The organism is Ruegeria sp. I3 (assembly GCF_056532525.1).
Window position 1 is genome coordinate 14,084 of the sequence record NZ_JBQFNI010000002.1, and the last position, 13,305, is coordinate 27,388.

Here is a 13,305-nt window from a genome sequence, read left to right on the forward strand (position 1 = left end):
GTCCAGTCCCCTCAGCGATGCAATTCTGCGCCAACGATCTCTTCGATGACGCGAGTACACACCCAGTTGTCGCCATTCGGGTATTTAGTTTTTCCTGCGTGAAAGATCTGCATTGCGGATGATGCTGTGTGCATTGGAACGCCCAACGCACCGGCCAGTGCCAGCGAGATCGTCAGGTCCTTATGCATGGTTGCGATATGGCTGCCGGTGGCCTCGAACTTGCGATCAATGATGTTTTCAAGGGCGGTATTCACGACGCCGCACCCCGCGCTGGAGGACGAGAACACATCAAGCAATGCCTGACCGCTGACACCGGCTTTGGCCGCCAGGGCCGCAGCCTCGAATGTGGCGGAAAAGATCGATCCGATCAGGGATTGCAGGCAGGCTTTCACGGTTTGCCCGTCGCCAGCGTTTTCGCCGACCCGATGAATTGTTGCCGACACTGCCTTCATGACTTCTGAATTTCGGTCCAGCACATCCGCAGCACCGGCAGCCATCATCGTCAATGTGCCGTTCTGCGCGCCGGGAAACCCACCTGAGACCGGCGTGTCGATTAAGTTAATCTCCGAGCCTTCCATATCCTGCCCGATGGCGCGGGCTTCGGCCGGGGTAATGGTCGCCGACAGGATGACCGTTCCGCCTTTGGCCATGTTCGCAACCAGACCGTTTTCACCCAAAATGACATCGCGGGCCTGATCTCCGTTCATTACCATGACAAACACACTGGCTGCGTGTTGACCGACTCGTCCCACGCTGTCCTTGGGCCGGCCGCCCATGTCAGAAAATGCCGTCATGCGCGTCTCGCTCAGGTCGAAACCTGATGTTTCGAAGCCATTCTTGATCAGGTTCTTGGCAAGGCCGCTGCCCATGTCGCCAAGACCTATTACGCCTGCAGTATTCATTTGGGCTCCTCCCGATATTTCGCCGTTGCCGTATGGCAGGCGTTTCGAAAAATGATGCCTAATCGCATCGGTTTTCGCGGGAGTTTCACGCGTCTTGAACAGACGTCGGGCGAGTCCGGAAGACACCCCGCTGCCCGTTTACGTACCGTAAGTAAACGAAGAATGCGGCGCTCAGGCAAGCAAAGAAGTGTTGCGGGCGAAAAGAAACCGCCTGATCCGACGCGTTAGGAGAACGCCGCCATGATGCCGCGCAGTTCCGCAAGCCCGCGCATACGCCCGATCAACGGATAGCCGGGAGTACTGTGTCCGCCCAGATCGCTCAGCAGTTCTTGTCCGTGGTCGGGCCGCATCGGAATTTGCCAGTCGCGACGCCCTTGGGATTTGCGGCGGCGCTGTTCGTTCATCAGTTCGCGAATTGTGCCGACCATGTCGGTGTCGCCCTCCAGATGCGAGGCCTCAAAGAAGTCCGGCTTCTGGCTGTCTGACCCGGCGATGCGTTGGGTATTCCGCAGATGGACAAAGTGAATTCGGTCGCCATGCCTGCGCACGAAGTCCGGCCCATCAAATTCGGGAGACACTCCCAGCGATCCGGTACACAACGTTGCGCCGTTCGCCAACAAATCAACCGCATCCAGAACGGCGCCGTAGTCATCGGTACTGGACATGATCCGCGGCAGACCAAGCAACGAGAACGGCGGATCATCCGGATGACAGCACAAGCGTAGTTCCAGTTCTTGGGCGACTGGGGCGACTTCTGACAGGAAGTCGATCAGGTTTGCGCGAAGCCGGTCACGGTCGATATGTGCATAGGTCTGCAACAAAGCGCGCACGTCCTGCACGCTCCACTGATCGTTGGCGCCGGGCAACCCCGCTGTGACATTATGCTGCAACTGGGCCTTGGATTTATCCGACATGCGCAAGAAGCGATCCTTGGCCGTTTGCTGGACGTCGCTGGAATAGTCTTCGGACGCGCCCGGACGTTCAAGAATATGTATGTCGAAAACAGCAAAATCGTTCAGGTCGAACAGCATGGCCGTTCCGCCGTGCGGCTGCGGTGCGCGAAGGGCGGTGCGCGTCCAATCCAGGATTGGCATGAAGTTGTAGCAAACGACTTTGATGCCACGGGCGGACAGGGACCTGAGGCTGGACTTATACGCCTGCAGATGTTCAGCCATGTCTGCGGACTGTGTTTTGATCGCCTCGGAGACGGGCAGGCTTTCGACAACGTCCCAACTGTACCCGGCAGTAGCCAGAACTGTTTGCCGATCGGCGATGCTTGGTTCGTCCCAGGGCTGTCCCGGCGGGATGTGATGCAGCGCGGTGACGATGCCCTGAACCCCGACTTGATGGAGAGCGGCCAAGGCGATCGGATCATCGGGTCCGAACCAACGCCAGCATTGTTTCATGGCAGCCATCCTTCATGCAGCGGGTGATCGGACCTGATGGGAAGAGCAACGCGCTGCCCGGTGCGCGCCGCGTGATAAATCGCTGTCACAAGGCCGATGGATGCAACGCCATCCTTCAGCGTAACGGCCGAATTTGCCTCGGACCGCAGCGCCCTGCCGACTTCGGTAAAGAACCCTTCGAAACCTGTTGGCTCGTCAGTGGCGGCTGCAAGGGCCTCGTCGATAGCGGCTTGATTCACAGGGTCCCGCGCGACGAATGTCCAGGGCGTTTGACCCGGGGCATAGGGTTCGGTGCCAGAGGTAGCGGTCACCTTTTCAAAGACGAACCGCAGGCGGGTTTCGTCCGTGGCGGCGCCCAAGGTGATATTGCTTGTGCACAAAGCACCGGAAGTCATGCCAAAACAGATCGCGGCGCAGTCTTCGGTCTCGATCGGGTTGACCCGCGTTGTGGCCATTGCAGACACCCAGGCGATATCACCCGCAATATGAGTCAGCAGATCATGGTTGTGGATGGCATGGCCCAGCACTGCGCCGCCGCGTTCACCGGCCCATGTTCCCCGCCACGGCACTGCGTAATAGTCAGCCCCTCGGGACCAATGGGTCTCAAGCGCGGCAGTTTGGACCGCTCCGGTCAGGCCTGCGCGTTGCAAGTGGCGCAATTGGGCAAGTGACGGGCCCCACCGGTATTGAAACACCGGAAACACCTGCTTGCCTGCGCTGCGTGTGGCTGCCGTGATCCGATCCACATCTTGCATCGAGGTCGCAAGAGGCTTTTCGCAGACAACGTGTTTTCCTGCGGCCAGTGCTGCAAGGGTGGTCGGTACATGCAGATGGGGCGGCAGGCAGATGTCGATGACATCAATCGCCGGATCATCCAGAGCGTCCTGAATGTTGGTTAGTGCTCGAAAATCCGAGTTCTGCCGTATCTGTTCGATCCGGTCCGTATTCTGGTCGACCACGGCGGCTACGCGAAAGGTGCGGTCAAGCCGTTCCAGAGCGTCCAGATGTTGCGCACCGATACCAGCGCCAAGGATCGCAACGTTGATCATCTGCGTTCCGCCATTTCCTGCGCGTGCAGTGCCAGCTCCATGACCGTAAAGCAGTGGGTCTGTGTCATCGCGGTTTCGGTCCGGTTGCGGATGTCATCGGCCAGGCGCGCGAAGTAGGGAAGGCCGGCGTCGGCTGCGTCGATCTTTTGGCAGGTTTCACCATTGACGAGGATCAGATGGTCTGTCCCTGAGGCCCCACCCACATCGACGTATTTCCGCAACTCGATATATCCTTCGGTTCCGAGGATCGTCAGACGACCATCCCCCCAGTTTGGCAAGGCATCCGGCGTGAACCAGTCAACCCGGATGTACCCGGTGCCATTCTCGCTTCTTAGATTGAGTTCTCCGAAATCCTGCAATCCGGAATCTTTGGGGTTTGCGTAGTTCGCCACATAAGCGTTCGTGATTTCTGCGGTTTTCGAACCTGTGTAATGCAAGAACTGATCGATTTGATGCGAGGCGATGTCGGTCAGAATGCCGCCATAGCGGTCACGCTGAAAAAACCAATCCGGCCGGGTTGCCCGGTTCAATCGGTGCGGGCCAAGCCCAACCGTCTGGATCACGCGCCCGATGGCACCGGACTCGACCAACTCGGTCGCCCGGGTGCTGACGGGCGTTTCAAATCGTTCGGAAAAATTCACCGACCAGATTCGACCGGTGTCGGCGACAGCTCGCTTGATCTGGTCGAGTTGCTCGAACGTCGTGCAGCCCGGCTTGTCGCTCATGACATCCATGCCGTTTTGCATGGCGCGGATCGTCAACGCGACCCTATCTGCCGGTATTGCCGAAATCAGCGCCAGATCCGCCCCACAGGTTAGGGCGTCTTCCAGTCGGGCCAGCCGCGGAATATCGGGAAACCTTTTGACGTAGCCCGGTAGCGTTTCCGGATCGCCTTGTGTCCAGTAGCCAACGCAGTCCACGCCGATTTTACGCATGTTTTCCGTCATGCCATAGATATGGCGGTGGTCCAGGCCAAGGGCGACGCAGGTCAGGCTCATGAGATGACTCGTGTTTTCTGGCCGGTTCGATTGGCGATCTGCATCGCGTCTATGACGGCGTGGGTCAAAAGGGCACTGCGTCCGGTGGCCATGGGCAGCGTGCCATCGGCAACAGCCTTGGCAAAATCCTCGATGACCGCCTGATGCCAAGTATGGGTGAACGCCATGGGATCGGCCCCTCCGCCTGTGGCGGACGTTTCGCCAACCGTGGATTTATGACCATCGAAAGTCGTTAAGGTCAGGACACCTGACTCCAGATGCGCTTTGGCGCGTGTGCCTTGGATGGTAATGGACTCAGCGGCCCCGGGATATTCGGCAGTAGTCGCCATCATAGTGCCCACGGCGCCTCTATCCGTTTCAAAGACTGCACCTGCCCAATCCTCAGCTTCGAGATCGTGTAACGGAGTTTTTCTCATCACGGCTTGAATGTCCGAGATCGGCCCCAGCAGCCACATCGCAAGATCAAGCGTGTGGATTGCCTGCGAGATCATGACACCGCCTCCGTCGCGCGCATAAGTGCCGCGACCCGGCTCGTCATAGTAGCTCTGATCGCGCCACCAGGGGACACGGATCTCCACCGTGGCGATCGCGCCCAGCTCACCCTGTTCAATGGCTGATTTCAGCGCCTGCGAGGCGGCGCGGGCGCGGTGCTGAAAGATTATGCCCAGCGGCACACCGGATACCTCGCACTGCTCGACGATGGCTGTCGCGGCGCCCAGCGTTCTCTCGATGGGCTTTTCCATCAGGATCGGTTTCGAAGCGCTCGAAAGAACCCGAACCAACTCTGTGCGCTGATCGGGCGGTGTTGCGATGATCGCAAAGTCGACGTTTGGGTCGTCTGCGATTTCCTCGATCGAGCCGAATGCGCGGGTGCCGTATCGCCGCGCGAACTCAGCTGCTTTTTCAGAGTTGCGCCCGAGGACGCCGGCAAGACTGAGGCCTTGATCCGATGCTTGAATGGCAGCGACATGCGTGCCCGAAACCATCCCCAAACCAATCAGCGCAATATTCATTCATTCCCCCGGATCACTCGGTCAGTCTGCGGGTTCGAACGGGAAAGATGCAACCATTAAAAACTGTGTTAACAATTGCGGGCAGCAGTATCGGAGGCAGAATTGACTGGCAATTTGAATGGCATGGCAGAAAACCTGTACTTGGGCATCAAGGACCTGCCAATCGTGTCTCCGCATGGTCACTGCGATCCGGGGTGGTTTGCAACCGATGAGCCGTTTCCCAACCCGGCAGAGCTGCTTGTGGTTCCCGACCATTACGTGTTCCGTATGCTCTATTCGCAGGGCGTTCCTTTGTCCGAACTTGGCGTTGGGGAAGAGGGGCGAAAGAAGGATCCCCGCGCCGTTTTTCGCACCTTTGCCGAACACTGGCATCTGTTTCTGGGAACGCCATCCCGGATCTGGATGAGCTACGTGCTGCACGAAACGCTGGGTGTGTTTGAGGCGTTGTCTTCTCGCACGGCTGACCTGATTTATGATGAGATCTCAGAAAAGCTGGCGCGACCCGAATTTCGTCCGAGGGCTTTGTTCGACAGGTTTGGGATCGAGGTTCTGGCGACCACGGATTCCGCTCTTGACGCACTCGTGGAGCATCGGGAGATCCGTACAAGCGGTTGGGGCGGGCGGGTTGTTCCGACGTTCCGCCCAGACGGGGTTTTGGATGGAGCGGACCCGGAGTTCGTACAGAACCTGAACAAGTTGGCCGAGCTGACAGGCTGCGATCTGGATAGCTATGATGGCTACCTCAACGCGCTGCGAATGCGGCGGGCTTATTTCATCCAGCTGGGATGTACTGCCACCGACCACGGTATCGAACGCGTAAAGACCGAGTGGCTGGACGACCCGGAAGCGCTGTACCAGCGGCTGAGACGGCGGGAAGGTACCGAACAGGATGCTCGCCGGTTCTATGGGCATATGCTGATCGAAATGGCGCAGATGTCTGTCGATGATGGCCTGACAATGCAGATACATGCTGGCAGCAAGCGCAACACGAACCACGCGGTACTGCGGGACTTCGGACGGGACAAGGGGGCCGACATTCCAATCGCGATGGATTGGGCCACGGGCCTTGAGGCGCTATTGAACCGGGTCGGTAACTCGGCGGAACTGCGCATCATACTTTTCACATTGGACGAAAGCACCTATGCCCGTGAATTGGCCCCGATGGCGGGACATTGGCCGTGCCTTAGGATCGGGCCGCCTTGGTGGTTCCACGACAGCCCAGCCGGGATTGCGCGGTATTTCGATCAGGTCGTTGAAACGGCCGGATATTACAATCTGGCCGGATTCAATGACGACACGCGGGCTTTTCTGTCCATTCCTGCACGTCACGACCTGTGGCGACGGGGTGTGGCGTTTCATCTGGCGGAGCAGGTTGCGCGCGGCTATTTCGGTCGGGACAGTGCCGAGCATCTGGCGAGATTGCTGGCGGTCGATCTGGCGAAACAGGTTTACGGGTTGCAAAGCTAGATGGGTACAATTCTTCACTTCGGTCTTGGAAACTTCGCCCGGGCGCATTTGCTGGACTACACCGATCAAGCGGGCGGATGGGACGTTGTCGGCGTCAGCCTGCGTTCATCCTCGGTTCGGGATGGATTGGCCCGACAGGGTTTCGAGTACGATTTGTGCGTACAGGGGCAGGGAGTCCGGCGCATCAAAGCTCTGCGTGACGTTCTGGTCGCGCCCAAGGATCGCGCAGAGATATTCGATGTGATGGCGGATGCCGAGATCATTTCGGCAACCGTTACCGAGAAAGGTTATCACTTGGACGCCGCGGGCAAGCTGAACCTTCAGGACCCGGCGATTGCCGCCGATCTGGCAGGGCAAGGGCCTGCGACGCTGATCGGGTTTTTAGCTTATGGCCTTGCTGAACGGCGCAGGCCAGTAACGGTACTAAGTTGTGACAATCGCATGGAAAACGGCAAGACGCTCGAAACGGCAGTTGCCGATTTTGCGGAAGCAGCCGGTCTGGACGTGAATTGGGACTCTGTTCGCTTTCCCAACGCGATGGTCGACCGGATCACCCCGGCTACCACGGACGCCGTTCGCGCAATCAGCGGCGATCCTATGGCTGTTCCGACCGAGGCGTTCTCGGAGTGGGTGATCGAAGACAGCTTCTCCGGTCCGCACCCGGATTGGCCGGGAGTGCAACTGGTCGATGACGTAGCCCCGCACGAGATGCGAAAGCTGCGCATGTTGAACGGTGCCCATTCCCTGTTGGCTTATGCCGGGTTGGAGCGGGGCATGACCTACGTCCACGAAGCGGTTCGAGACCCGGTTTTGCGCCCGCTGGTTTCTGAGTTGATGAAGGATGCGGGCGCAACGCTGCCCGCTGCACTGCAAGCACAGGTTCCGGATTATGCCGAGGCTTTGTTGCGCCGCTTTGAAAACCCCGAGCTGGCGCATCGTCTGGACCAAATCGCGATGGATGGCAGCCAGAAGCTGCCGTATCGGTTTGTTCCCACACTCCGTGAGACCGGCTCTCAGGCGGTGATTGCAGGGATGCGGGCCTGGATCTCTTTTTGCATGTCCGAGATCGCAAAGGGCAGGGCGCTGAACGATCCTTGCGCGTCGGAAATTGCCAAGGCCGTCAAGCAGCCGGACCCGGTAGCGCTGCTTTTGGGTCTCGTTGGCGCTGAGGATCTCGCGCCACTTATCCGGGAATGATCGCGCCGCGGAACTGAACAACGGTGGAAGCCAGATTGTGTCCAGCCATCAGGGCGTCGGCCTGTGATTTCCCCATCAGCAAGGCCGCGAGGTACCCACCGTTGAAACTGTCGCCCGCCGCTGTCGTATCCAGTACGTTTTTGGCAGGTTCATAGGTTTGGTCAGTGTTCTGACCGATGGACAAAGGGCCATTCTCTCCGCGTTTCAACGCACCGACACCGTGATGATCGGCAAAGCGTGCAGCCACCTGGTCCGCGCTTTCCCCGAACAATGCCATCTCGTCGTCAATGGACGGCAGGGCAATGTCCGCACGTTGCCAAAGCCGTTGGTTAATCTGCCGAGCGTGTTGGACGCTGTCCCAAAGACGCGGACGAAAGTTGCTGTCATATACCAACCGGACGGAAGAGCCTTCGAGCCAGTCCAGAAGCGCAAGCCTGACTGCATGCGGAAGAATGGCCACGGAAATCCCTGACAAGTACAGCACGTCGTAACCGTTGAGCGGGCTGAAGTCGTGATCGGCAAAAAGCTGACGGGCGGCCGCCTCGCTGCGCCAATAGGTAAAGCTGCGTTCACCGTCCGCAGATGTCGTGATCGCGTATAGTCCCGGAGAGGCGTTCGGAATGATACGGATGCCGGATGTTCCGATACCATGACTGGCGATGAAGTCCACGATACGCCTTGAGAACGGATCGTCGCCTAGACATGTCACATACTCCACCTGCAGGTCAGGCGCGGCACGGTGCATGTAGATGGCCGTGTTCAGCGTATCCCCCGCGACGCCCACCTTTGCGCCGGTTTCCAGCATGGACAATTCGATCATTGCTTCGCCGATGCAGGCAATTCGCGTCATTTCTTTTCTCTTTTCCAGATGATGAGACCGGCAGCCATGATCAGCGCAGCCCCCGCCAACGTGAATGCGTCCGGTACTGTGTCAAAGAACAGATAACCCCAGATTGCCACGTAGATTAGGAACGAATAGGTGAATGGCATCAACTGGTTCGCCGTTCCAAACCGATGCGCGTTCGTCAGCAGCTGATGCCCGCACCAGCCAAACACACCAAGGCCGATCAGTACAATCAGGCTCCACGTGTTTTCTGGCTGGACCCAAAACCAGACGGCGAACGGCAACAGGACCACCGTACCGGTAAGCCCGAGGTAGAACTGCATAGTGTCCACGGCAACAACCCCGGACAGCCTGCGCGTCATAATCGAGTACAAAGCCAAAGCGGTGGCATTGTATACGATCAGCAGCATGGTCGGATGAAAGGCCGAACCAAACGGCCGTACGACAACCAACACCCCCAGAAAGCCCAGGATGATAGCCGCCCAACGCCATGGGCCCACGCTTTCTTTCAATACAAAGACGGACAGAAAGCACACGATGACCGGGCTTGAGAACATGATTGCCGACACAACGGTCAGTGGCAAAAACCGTAGGGCATAAAAATTGAAAACGGTCGCCGAGATCAGCAGCAAGGCCCGGCTTATCACCTGCCACGGATGGTCAGTCTTGAACCGACCGGCCTCTATCCCGCCCTTGGCGATCACGCCCACTGAGATCACGAAGTGCCCCGCATAGCGCATGAACGCCAACTGAAATGCTGGCACTCCGGCCAACGCCAACCACTTGGCCCCAAGGTCAACCAACGAAAAGAACAGCCACGCCATCAGCATCAGCACAATGCCAAGGCGCGGCAGGTCAACGGTGGGGTTGGCGGAGACGGCCATCGATCAGGTGTTGAAACGCTTGACGTAGTAGTCAACCATCTGGCTTACCATGTCATCCGCCTGACCGTGGTCGCGGGCGTCATTCAGCGCCGAAAGCGCGCCCTGCGACATCACGCTGGTAACGCCTGCCTCGCGCGCCATTCGGTCATAATACCCGAGGTCTTTTGCCGCGTTCTTGATGGCAAAGGCCAGCTGATTTGGGTCGCTCTCAACGCCGTAGGCTTTGACGAAATCCATCATTCCGGAATGCAGCGGCCCTGCGGCCATCACATCATATAGCTGCTTGCGGTCAACACCGGTGATGTCAGCCATGGCAAAGGCTTCGGCCATCGCGTTCGCAACGGTCATTCCGAAGAAGTTGTTGATCAGCTTGATCGTGTGCCCGGACCCAACGGGGCCAAGGTAAAAAACGTTTTCGCCCAAATCTTTCAGTGTCGGCTCGGCCTTGTCAAAGGCAGCCTTGTCTCCAGACGTCATGATGTTGAGCTTGCCTTCTAGCGCGTGTGAAGGTGTCCGGCCAAGCGGTGCATCAAGATAGCTTCCGTCGGCTGCGGCAACCTCCTCGGCCAATGCGCGTGTGCTGCCAGGAAGCGAGGTGCCAAAGTCGATGACAATCGCGCCGGACTTCAATCCCGCAATCACTCCATCTGCACCGTGCATTCGGCTCTCGACCTGTTCGGAGGTGCCCATGCACAGCATCACGATGTCGCTGGCCTGAGCCAGTTCTTGGGCGTTTCGCATCTCGCGGGCGCCTCGGTCAATCGCGGCGTCCAGGTACGTGCGGTCGCGGTTTCCCAATACAGCGACCGAATATCCTTGGTCCAACAGTCGGCTAACCATGGCTCCGCCCATTAATCCCAAGCCGATAAACCCGATTGATGGTTTGCTCATTGGTTTCCCTTTCCGTGAATGTGTCTGGTTTTTGTTCTTGTGTTTGTTGCGGGCGGCTTTGCTTTTTTAATGCTCATATTGCCCGGAGGATAATCATTGGTTTTTGGGTGGTCCGGCATTTGGCCGGGCCGCATGTCCATCAGGCCGGCGCCCGCGCTCGAGTCGTTCGCGCCTTTAGCCCCTGTTCAATCCGTGATGTGACCTCGAGCGTTCGGGCTGCATCCTCGACGTCAATCAGTGGAGGAGCGCCATCGATCACGTCAAGGAAGTGATCCAGCTGCACCTCTAGCGGTGCGCGTTGTTGTTCCGGTCGTGTAAGTTGGTCTTTTTGGGCCGCAGTGCCCCAATCCTGTCCGCGCCACAGGGTCATGGAGGGAAAACTCACAGCGCCGCTGGTTCCCGTGATCCAGATCATGTCCTGATGGGTCGTGCCGATGTTCGGGTTTTCGCCGGTTCCGGCCTCAAACCCCCAGGGGCTGGGTGCGGTATCGGCGAAGCTGATAGTGCCCGTCGCGCCGTTTTCGAATGCGATCGCGACAGCCCCGCTTTCTATCCGTTCCGATCCGCGGATGGGCGCTCCGGGCAGGGCGACGACATCCGAGATTTCTCCGATCACAAAGCGCAGGACATCGATATCATGCACCAGATTGATCATGACTGGGCTGCCATCGGAAGTCCGCCAGTTCTGTTCAAAATAGCTGTCGGGTTTGCGCATGGCCCACAGCAACGAGACATTGATGACTTGTCCGATCGTACCTTGCGCGATCACCTCCTTCAGGTGTTGCAAGATTGTATGATACCGCCGATGGTGGCCTACAAGACTGCGGACATTGGCCTGGCGAACGGCCGTCTTCAGGCGCAGTGCATCATCGACCGACGCGGCAACCGGCTTTTCGATCAGCATGTGCCAACCGCGGGATGCGGCCAGAATGCCATGTTCGGCATGCAGGCGGGTCGGAGTGGCGATGATGACGCCATCTACCGGGTCCTGCACCTCGTCCATACTAGCAAAACGCGGCGCGTCGATCTGGATCGAGCCATCTGGATCGGCCAACCCGACCAACATGCAGCCGGGATGCTCAATCACGGCGCGGACGTGGCGGATACCGATTAATCCGCCGCCGGCTACAAGGATCCGTTTCACATCACCGCTCCGATTTGCCAGGGAACAAATTCGTAGTCACCCAAGCCCTGCGCCTCGGACTTGGTCCGCGCGCCAGAGGCGACTTGGAGCAGCCGTCGGTATATTTCCTGTCCTTTTTCTTCGACGCTGGCGCCTTTGGTCAGAATGTCGCCCGCATCCACGTCCATGTCTTCGGGCATGCGTGCTGCCAATACAGAGTTGGTAGCGATTTTCAGCGTGGGTGCCGGCTTGGACCCAAATGCAGAGCCGCGTCCCGTGGTGAAGCACACAAGGTTGCACCCAGCCGCGATCTGCCCGGTCACCGAGGCCGGGTCATATCCGGGGCTGTCCATGAAGGTGAAGCCTTTGGCGGTGATGGGTTCGGCGTATTTGAATACACCGGTCAAAGGGGTGGTGCCGCCCTTCGCCGCTGCCCCCAGCGACTTCTCTAGGATGGTCGTCAGACCCCCTTGCTTGTTGCCGGGGCTTGGGTTGTTGTCCATCGAACCGTGATTGCGAGCGGTATAGTCCTGCCACCAATCGATCAGTCCGATCAGTTTTTCCCCAGTTGTGCGACTAAGGGCGCGGCGGGTCAAAAGGTGTTCGGCTCCGTAAATTTCGGGTGTTTCCGCAAGGACACCTGTGCCGCCTTGCGCAACCAACAAGTCGCAGGCATGTCCGAGCGCCGGGTTCGCGGTCACGCCGGACCAAGCGTCCGAGCCACCGCATTGCAGCGCAACCATCAGTTCGGACGCCGGGGCTTCGCTGCGCCTCGCCTCATTGGCAATGGGAAGCATCTTTTTGATCTTGTTGATGCCCATTTCCACGGTCCGACGCAATCCGGCGACGTTCTGGATGTTCATCGTCTGGAAGATGGGACTTTGCTTCAGCCCATACGCGTCCAGCAGCCAGTCGATCTGGTTCATCTCGCAGCCTAGACCGACCATCAGAACGGCAGCGTGGTTGGGGTGTTTTGCAAACCCCCACATGACCCGTTGAAGGGCTTCAAAACCGTCGCCGGAATCGGCCATTCCGCAGCCCGTTCCATGGACAAAGGCCACCACGCCGTCGATGTTCGGAAACTCGGCCAGCTTGTCCGGCGTGAAGTGATTGGCGATCATGCGGGCCGCAGTCGCCGAACAGTTCACTGTGGTCAGAACCGCGATGTAATTGCGCGTGCCGACCCGACCGCTGTCCCGGTGGTAGCCCATGAATGTATCGACCGAGGTGGCAGGTTTGGTGGGCCTGTGATCCGTCGCAAACTCGTAGTCCACACTGGTGTTCCGGAACTCGACATTATGGGTGTGCACATGGTCACCGGGTTCGATCGGTTGGGTGGCGTAACCGATGATCTGGGCGTATTTTCTGACCGGATCGCCGAGCGCAAGATTCCGCGTGGCGACCTTGTGCCCCGAGGGGATGCGCGCATTGGTCGTGACATCCTCGACCATACTGCCGGCCTCCAGGTGCCGAGTTGCAACTACCACGCTATCCGTTCGATCTAAACGTACAAAAGTCATAATCAGCTTTC

General features: G+C 58.6%; 11 protein-coding genes and 1 pseudogene. 2 read left to right on the forward strand and 10 right to left on the reverse strand.

Annotated features, from left to right (window positions below):
• Positions 1 to 11: 11 nt before the first annotated feature.
• The 5 genes from ACR0L9_RS04410 to ACR0L9_RS04430 all read right to left on the reverse strand — a co-directional run bounded on the left by ACR0L9_RS04410 (position 12) and on the right by ACR0L9_RS04430 (position 5,368).
• Positions 12 to 902, reverse strand: coding sequence for an NAD(P)-dependent oxidoreductase (locus ACR0L9_RS04410; RefSeq protein ID WP_480894955.1), 891 nt, complete (start codon positions 900 to 902; stop codon positions 12 to 14).
• A gap of 224 nt (positions 903 to 1,126) precedes the next feature.
• Positions 1,127 to 2,308, reverse strand: a complete 1,182-nt coding sequence (gene uxuA, locus ACR0L9_RS04415; RefSeq protein WP_480894957.1) for a mannonate dehydratase — start codon at positions 2,306 to 2,308, stop codon at positions 1,127 to 1,129.
• The gene (locus ACR0L9_RS04420; protein ID WP_170663782.1) at positions 2,305 to 3,357 is read right to left on the reverse strand and encodes a Gfo/Idh/MocA family protein; all 1,053 of its coding nucleotides are present in this window, start codon (positions 3,355 to 3,357) and stop codon (positions 2,305 to 2,307) included. Before ACR0L9_RS04420 ends, uxuA begins: the two co-directional genes overlap by 4 nt.
• The gene (locus ACR0L9_RS04425) at positions 3,354 to 4,355 is read right to left on the reverse strand and encodes a Gfo/Idh/MocA family protein (RefSeq protein ID WP_480894960.1); all 1,002 of its coding nucleotides are present in this window, start codon (positions 4,353 to 4,355) and stop codon (positions 3,354 to 3,356) included. Before ACR0L9_RS04425 ends, ACR0L9_RS04420 begins: the two co-directional genes overlap by 4 nt.
• On the reverse strand, positions 4,352 to 5,368 hold the full coding sequence (locus ACR0L9_RS04430; protein ID WP_480894962.1) for a Gfo/Idh/MocA family protein: 1,017 nt from the start codon (positions 5,366 to 5,368) through the stop codon (positions 4,352 to 4,354). The genes ACR0L9_RS04425 and ACR0L9_RS04430 overlap by 4 nt, the downstream gene beginning before the upstream one ends.
• Positions 5,369 to 5,491: 123 nt before the next feature.
• Here ACR0L9_RS04430 and uxaC point away from each other — a divergent pair, with 123 nt between their 5' ends.
• Positions 5,492 to 6,835 (forward strand): glucuronate isomerase, encoded by a 1,344-nt coding sequence (uxaC, locus tag ACR0L9_RS04435; RefSeq protein ID WP_480894964.1) that lies wholly within the window; start codon positions 5,492 to 5,494, stop codon positions 6,833 to 6,835.
• Entirely contained in the window at positions 6,836 to 8,032 is a 1,197-nt protein-coding gene (locus ACR0L9_RS04440; protein ID WP_480894966.1) for a mannitol dehydrogenase family protein, read from the forward strand.
• Here ACR0L9_RS04440 and ACR0L9_RS04445 read toward each other — a convergent pair.
• From ACR0L9_RS04445 to ACR0L9_RS04465, 5 genes and pseudogenes are all read right to left on the reverse strand, one after another.
• Positions 8,019 to 8,882: a sugar kinase gene (locus tag ACR0L9_RS04445; protein WP_170466274.1), complete on the reverse strand. Its 864-nt coding sequence runs from the start codon at positions 8,880 to 8,882 to the stop codon at positions 8,019 to 8,021. The genes ACR0L9_RS04440 and ACR0L9_RS04445 overlap by 14 nt on opposite strands.
• A complete protein-coding gene (locus ACR0L9_RS04450) occupies positions 8,879 to 9,760 on the reverse strand; it encodes a DMT family transporter (RefSeq protein ID WP_480894968.1) in 882 nt (293 codons plus the stop codon). Before ACR0L9_RS04450 ends, ACR0L9_RS04445 begins: the two co-directional genes overlap by 4 nt.
• A gap of 3 nt (positions 9,761 to 9,763) precedes the next feature.
• A pseudogene (locus ACR0L9_RS04455) lies at positions 9,764 to 10,684 on the reverse strand (NAD(P)-dependent oxidoreductase); the annotation flags it as partial.
• A gap of 106 nt (positions 10,685 to 10,790) precedes the next feature.
• Positions 10,791 to 11,795 carry a Gfo/Idh/MocA family protein gene (locus ACR0L9_RS04460; protein ID WP_480894970.1) on the reverse strand — a complete coding sequence of 335 codons (1,005 nt, stop codon included), beginning with the start codon at positions 11,793 to 11,795 and terminating at the stop codon, positions 10,791 to 10,793.
• The gene (locus ACR0L9_RS04465) at positions 11,792 to 13,294 is read right to left on the reverse strand and encodes a UxaA family hydrolase (protein ID WP_480894972.1); all 1,503 of its coding nucleotides are present in this window, start codon (positions 13,292 to 13,294) and stop codon (positions 11,792 to 11,794) included. The genes ACR0L9_RS04460 and ACR0L9_RS04465 overlap by 4 nt, the downstream gene beginning before the upstream one ends.
• Positions 13,295 to 13,305 lie beyond the last annotated feature (11 nt).

Bases quoted from the DNA above. Each gene is read 5' to 3' on its own strand.
- ACR0L9_RS04420 (WP_170663782.1), bottom strand. From the start codon at position 3,357: ATGATCAACGTTGCGATCCTTGGCGCTGGTATCGGTGCGCAACATCTG.
- uxuA (WP_480894957.1), bottom strand. From the start codon at position 2,308: ATGAAACAATGCTGGCGTTGGTTCGGACCCGATGATCCGATCGCCTTG.
- ACR0L9_RS04425 (WP_480894960.1), bottom strand. From the start codon at position 4,355: ATGAGCCTGACCTGCGTCGCCCTTGGCCTGGACCACCGCCATATCTAT.
- ACR0L9_RS04430 (WP_480894962.1), bottom strand. From the start codon at position 5,368: ATGAATATTGCGCTGATTGGTTTGGGGATGGTTTCGGGCACGCATGTC.
- uxaC (WP_480894964.1), top strand. From the start codon at position 5,492: ATGGCAGAAAACCTGTACTTGGGCATCAAGGACCTGCCAATCGTGTCT.
- ACR0L9_RS04440 (WP_480894966.1), top strand. From the start codon at position 6,836: ATGGGTACAATTCTTCACTTCGGTCTTGGAAACTTCGCCCGGGCGCAT.
- ACR0L9_RS04465 (WP_480894972.1), bottom strand. From the start codon at position 13,294: ATGACTTTTGTACGTTTAGATCGAACGGATAGCGTGGTAGTTGCAACT.
- ACR0L9_RS04410 (WP_480894955.1), bottom strand. From the start codon at position 902: ATGAATACTGCAGGCGTAATAGGTCTTGGCGACATGGGCAGCGGCCTT.
- ACR0L9_RS04445 (WP_170466274.1), bottom strand. From the start codon at position 8,882: ATGACGCGAATTGCCTGCATCGGCGAAGCAATGATCGAATTGTCCATG.
- ACR0L9_RS04450 (WP_480894968.1), bottom strand. From the start codon at position 9,760: ATGGCCGTCTCCGCCAACCCCACCGTTGACCTGCCGCGCCTTGGCATT.